Origin of the sequence: Nonomuraea lactucae (genome assembly GCF_003313395.1) — a bacterium.
GTDB classification, from domain to species: domain Bacteria; phylum Actinomycetota; class Actinomycetes; order Streptosporangiales; family Streptosporangiaceae; genus Nonomuraea; species Nonomuraea lactucae.
The window spans coordinates 1-5264 of record NZ_QNFZ01000806.1 but is presented as its reverse complement, the minus strand read 5'-3'; the positions used below and the strand labels follow the sequence as shown (position 1 = coordinate 5264).

5 protein-coding genes are annotated in these 5264 nt (G+C 72.7%); 2 read left to right on the top strand and 3 right to left on the bottom strand.

Going from position 1 to position 5264, the window contains the following annotated elements; all coding sequences use genetic code 11:
- Positions 1-1061 (top strand): DNA-3-methyladenine glycosylase family protein (locus tag DQW85_RS47110; protein ID WP_275888269.1); only part of this gene is annotated, 1061 nt, incomplete at its 5' end.
- The gene (locus tag DQW85_RS28145; protein ID WP_113702905.1) at positions 1058-1570 is read left to right on the top strand and encodes a methylated-DNA--[protein]-cysteine S-methyltransferase; all 513 of its coding nucleotides are present in this window, start codon (positions 1058-1060) and stop codon (positions 1568-1570) included. The genes DQW85_RS47110 and DQW85_RS28145, both read left to right, overlap by 4 nt.
- Before the next feature lie 150 nt (positions 1571-1720).
- Here the strand turns inward: DQW85_RS28145 and DQW85_RS28140 are convergent, their stop codons facing one another.
- The 3 genes from DQW85_RS28140 to DQW85_RS28130 all read right to left on the bottom strand — a co-directional run.
- A complete protein-coding gene (locus tag DQW85_RS28140; RefSeq protein WP_240197478.1) occupies positions 1721-2665 on the bottom strand; it encodes a hypothetical protein in 945 nt (314 codons plus the stop codon).
- The gene (locus DQW85_RS28135; protein ID WP_113702903.1) at positions 2662-3135 is read right to left on the bottom strand and encodes a hypothetical protein; all 474 of its coding nucleotides are present in this window, start codon (positions 3133-3135) and stop codon (positions 2662-2664) included. The genes DQW85_RS28140 and DQW85_RS28135 overlap by 4 nt, the downstream gene beginning before the upstream one ends.
- 200 nt (positions 3136-3335) lie before the next feature.
- On the bottom strand, positions 3336-5264 hold a 1929-nt coding region (locus tag DQW85_RS28130; RefSeq protein ID WP_240197477.1), incomplete at its 5' end, for an AfsR/SARP family transcriptional regulator.

Below are 5264 nucleotides of genomic sequence, written 5' to 3'. Positions count from 1 at the left end.
GTGCCGGGGCCGAGGCCGGTGCCGGGGCCGGGGCCGGGGCCGGGGCCGCGCCCACATCGGCCGCCGCGCTGATGACCTCGACGCTCCGTCTCCGCCTGCACCGGCGCGAGCCGTACGACGCAGACGGGATCTTCGCCTTCCTGGCCTCGCGCGCGATCCCGGGGCTGGAGGTGGCGGACCGCACCTCGTACAGCCGGGCGGTCCCAGGCGGCACGATCACCCTCACCCCCCAGGACGGCCACATCGCCCTGGACGTGGCCGTGCACGACACCCGCCAGCTCGCCCGCACAGTGTCCCGCTGCCGCCGCCTGCTCGACCTCGACGCCGACCCCGGCTCGATCGCCGAGGCACTGGGGCTGACATCCCTGGCTCCCTTGGTCGAGGCCCGTCCGGGGCTGCGGGTGCCGGGCGCGTTCGACGGGTTCGAGCTGGCCGTACGGGCGGTGGTGGGACAGCAGATCTCGGTGGCCGGCGCCCGTACGCTGCTGGGCCGGATCGTGTCGAGAGCAGGCCGCACCACCATCCCCGCCCGTGCCGACGCACCGCCCACCCACCTCCTGCAACCGCCCACCGGCCCACCGACCCCAGCCACCAATGCACCACACCCGCTCCCCGACCCGCCGCACCAACCGTCCGGCCCGCCGCCCCAGCCCGCCGATCCGACATGCTTGAGCACGCAGCGCCCGCCCGTGGCGGGGCTCACCCACCTGTTCCCCAGCCCGGCCGAGGTCCTGAATACAGCCCTCGAAGGGCTGGGCCTGACGAACCGGCGGATCGCCACCATCAAGGAGCTGGCCGCCCGAACGGCCGAGGGCCGGATCGACCTCGACGGAGGCCAGGACCCGGCCGAAGCGGTGGCCGAGCTGCTCGCCGTCCCAGGCATCGGCCCGTGGACTGCGAGCTACATCGCGCTGCGCGCGCTGCGCGACCCCGACGCCTGGCCCGCCGGCGACCTCGTGCTGACCAAGCGCATGGCCTGCCTGGGCATTCCCGACGACCACATCGAACGGTGGCGGCCCTGGCGGGCCTACGCCGCCCTGCACCTCTGGAGCTCATCATGATCGACGCACAGGTCCTGCCGACCCCGATCGGCCCGCTCTCCCTGCTGGTGCGCGAGGGCGTACTGGTGGCGGGCGGGTTCACCGCCGAACCCAAGGAGATGTACGCCCGGCTGGCACCGGAGCTGCGGGCCGAGGGGCTGGACGTGGTCGACGACCTCGGCCCCGCCGCCCAGGCCGTACGCGACTACCTGCGCGGCGACCTCGAAGCGCTCGACGCCATCCCTGTCGAGCAGCCGGGCAGCGCCACTCGCAAGCGCCTCCACCAGGCTCTGCGCGAGGTGAAGGCCGGCGACACGGTGTCGTACGCGGAGCTGGCCGAGCGCGCCGGCCTGCCGAGGACGGCCGCCCGCGCCGCTGGCTCGGCCTGCGCCCAGAACCTGATCGCCCCATTCGTCCCCTGCCATCGCGTGCTGCCCAGCACCGGCGGCTACGGCGGCTACTACTACGGCGCGCCAGTCAAGGAATGGCTGCTGGCCCACGAGGCCGGCCGGCTCTCGGCGACGCTCTAACAGGGCCGTTCACGCTCGTGGCGTGGCCGCTCCCGCCACGCTTCTGCGGCCTCCCCGCCACGCTTCGGCGCGGCCGCCTCGGTGCCGGGCTGTTCCAGGGCCCGGCACCGCCCATCACGCAGGCCCACCCAGCGTTCGAACGTCCTAGCGCTAGGACTTCCTCACCGTGCTCTGCACCTCGCCAACCGGCACATCGCGAGTGACGCCGACCTCGACGGGCGCGTACTGGACCGGAACGACCTGCTCAGCCACCTCGACCGGCCAGACGGTGGTCACGGTCAGCTGGTAGACCTCACGCGGCTGGTCCAGAGACGCGCGCAGGTATCGCACCCCACACCTGAACGCGCCACCCTTGACGTACGGCCGGCCGGAGGGGCCGCAGTCGTCGCTCACCTCGGCCCGATCCCGGGGCGCCCCAGGATCGATCTTGATGCTCTGGAGGCGGGCGACCACGGTCGCGCTCATGACGCCGGGGATCGTCGCGGTGGCCGACCGGGTCGTCTGCTCGGCGCCGTCCAGCCACACCCAGGTCGGCAGGTTGACATAGCTCTTGGCGTCGGGATTGAGCTTGACGGTGGGCTCGGGCACGGTCAGCGCGGCCCTGGCGATGTCGGCCAGCTCGCGCAGCGTGATGCCCTGGGGTGGAGTGGTGTTCGGCGGCACGAAGACGAACAGGTCAAGCGCTGTCCAGCACGCCGTCCCCCGGGGGTCGGCCGCGTTGTAGGCGGGCGTCCACCAGCGCCCCGGCTTGCCGATCTTGTCCTTGAACTGCTCCAGGTAGGCCCGGAAGCTCTTCTCATCGGCCTTGATCCGGGCGAAGTGGTCGGCGGAGTTCTCCTGCGACCGCAGCATCTCCTCGGGGGTCGGGCCCGGCTCGTACCAGCAGGGGCTCGTCAACCGGTAGCCGTCGCTCCGGCCGCCCTTGACGCCGTTGCCGGTGATCACGATCTTCGAGTGGTTGAGCGTCAGGGACGCCTCACGTCCCCGTTGCGCCCCCTCGGCGCCCACCTCGCCGCCCGGGTCGGCCGCGGCGGCCTGGGCGCCCGCGCCGATCAGCAGCATCCCCGCCGTGAACAGCGGGACCAGGGGATTCATCTGCCACACCCTTCTTTGCTGTGGACGAATGCTCTGATGCGCCATACGCCGTCATCGCCCCGGTGCGCGGCCACGGCCTGCATGTACGGCACGCGCGTCCAGCGGGGCTGCGGCGAGACCGCCTTGCCGGTGCGCGTGGCGATCAGGCGCAGCCCTGACTCGTCCACGCACGCGTTGACCTGGGCGCCCTTCCCCATGACGGCCTGGACGCGCACGTTGTAGAGCCGGGCGACACCCCGCAGCGACCGCTCCTGGTCGGCGAACTCCCGCACCCACGCGTGCGCCTGGTCCGCGGCGTCGAACTCCAGGTTCCGCAGGTAGCGGTCGTCGCCGGTGACGACGGCCCGGCGGGAGTCCAGGTAGTAGTCGGTGACGAGCCGTAGCAGCGGGTCGGCGTCGGCGGGCCACTCGATGCGCACCTGCACCTTCTGGCCGACCGCGACCGTCTCGACCCGCGCGGTCGGCGCCACAGACGGCACGCTCTTCGCCGGGGAAGGCGCCTCCTTTGGCGTGTACGGCCGCTCCCCGTGCCCCCCGCACCCCACCACAACCAGAAGCAGGAGCACCAGCACAGTTCCCCGCATGGGCGCCATCCCCCCTGCCGGCATCGGCAGCATCGCCACGGAGCGCGACAACACCGGCGCATGGACACGCGGCACCCCCATCCGCCTCATGCCGTCGACTCCCTGACCACGTGGATGCGCCAGGTGGGCAGCAGTTCGTCGATCAGCGCCTCGGTTTCGGGCGCCAGGCCACCGCCGTACCTGCCGACACCCGACCTCCTGGCCAGCGCGTCGACCGCGGCCCGCAGCCGTACCGTGTCGCCGGTGGCGTGTGTGGCGCGCAGCAGATCGCGCCACAGGCTCTCGTCGTCGGTCGCGAGCAGCAGCCCGGCGCGTACGGCCACGACCGCCCCCTCCGGCTCCCCCTGTGCGAGCCGGAGCTCGCACAGGCGACGGGCGGCGTCGGCCACCTGGGCGGAGACGTCGTATTCGAGATCATCAGCAGCCAGCCAGGCGTACCTGCCTGACTGCCGCCCGCTCAACAGCGGCCCCCTGACCAGGCCGAGCGCCTTCTCCAGGAGTACGGCCCGCGCGGCCGGATCGTCCTCGGAGCGGCGCACCAGCTCCCGGAACAGCGCCCAGTCGGTACGCACCTGAGAACCGAGGCTCAGCCGGCCCGCCTCATCGACACGCAGGTGCCGGTCGCCGAGCCAGTCGGTGACCCTGGCGATCGTGGCGTCCCTGACCATGGCCTGCACGCCGCGTGGCCACAGCACTCCGCCCAGTACGACCGGGTGCACGCCGCCGGGGTGGGTGGCCAGGTAGACCAGCATCTCGGCAGCCAGCGCCATCCGGCCCTCCTCCAGCGGGCCCAGACCGGCGATCTCGATGGGGCCTAGCAATCTGATCTCGACCGCGGGCCTGCGGAGGTCCTCCAGCGGTTCGGCCTCGGGGATCGGCTCGCCGTCGTACCGCCCGGCCGTACGGAACAGATCGACCAGCGCCTGATAGTGCCGGCGTGGCAGCAGCTGAGCAGTCACCTCGAAGCCCAGCTCACCGATCCGCGCCTTGCCGTCGTCGGTGATCTCCAGGGTCCAGGTGGCGTGTGGCACGTCACCGGCCACGACGTACCCGGCCGTGTCCTCGCGGGCGAGCAGGGCCAGCCGGCGCGCCTCGTCGTTGGTGGGGGTCACAGCCGAGAGCAGGTAGTGGGCCACGCGCGGGCTGCCGGTGATCCGGCCGGTCAGCACCTCCTGACGCGGGGCGGCGCCCGCCTCCAACTCGGGCAGCACCTCGGCCAGGCTCCCCACGGCCCTGACCCGATCGGGTGCGATCGCGGTCAACTCCTCACCGAACCCCACGAGCGTGACGCGCATGCGGTCCGACCACCGATTGGTCACCAACTCGACGGCCACCGCGGCGAGCGCGGCGGTGGTCTGCCGACCGCGAATGTTGATCAATCCCTGGGCAGCCTCCAGGTCAACCAGCACCCGCCCGCTCGCATCGGTCCCGAGCGAGACCAGCCCCGGATACGGCGCACCGCCCAGCAACTCACGCTCGTGGTCGTGCTCGCGCCCGTGATCGCGCGCCCACTCCCACTCTCGCCCTCGCTCGTGTTCGCGCTCGCTATCACTCCAGGATGCTGCCCCCTCAGCACCAAATACGGCCCTCCCGCTTGAGCGACCACGCTCGTCCCTGCCGCGCTCGTCCGTCCTGCCGCGTTCGTCCGTCCTGCCGCGTTCATCCGTCTGGCTGGTCGGGCCCCCGCGTCTGCCGATGCGGTCGGCCAGCAGGCGGCCCTCGTGCGCGGCCAGTCGCCACACCTGGCCGCCGTCCTGGACCGTCCAGGGCTCGGGCGGGTCGCTGTCGGGCGGATGAATCCACAGGTCGAGACTGCGCGCCGACAGATGCGCCGCGTACACAGTGGGCGGGGTACGGCTCTGAGCGGCCAGCTCGGTGCCCAGGAGCCGCAGCCCGATGTCCAGAATGCGCGTCCCCGGGGCGTCGGCGCCCAGCCTGAGCGCCACCTCGGCCGTGGCCGCGTCGTCACGGGGACGCACCAGGCGGCGGCCGAACGCCCGCCGCCACAGCTGCTC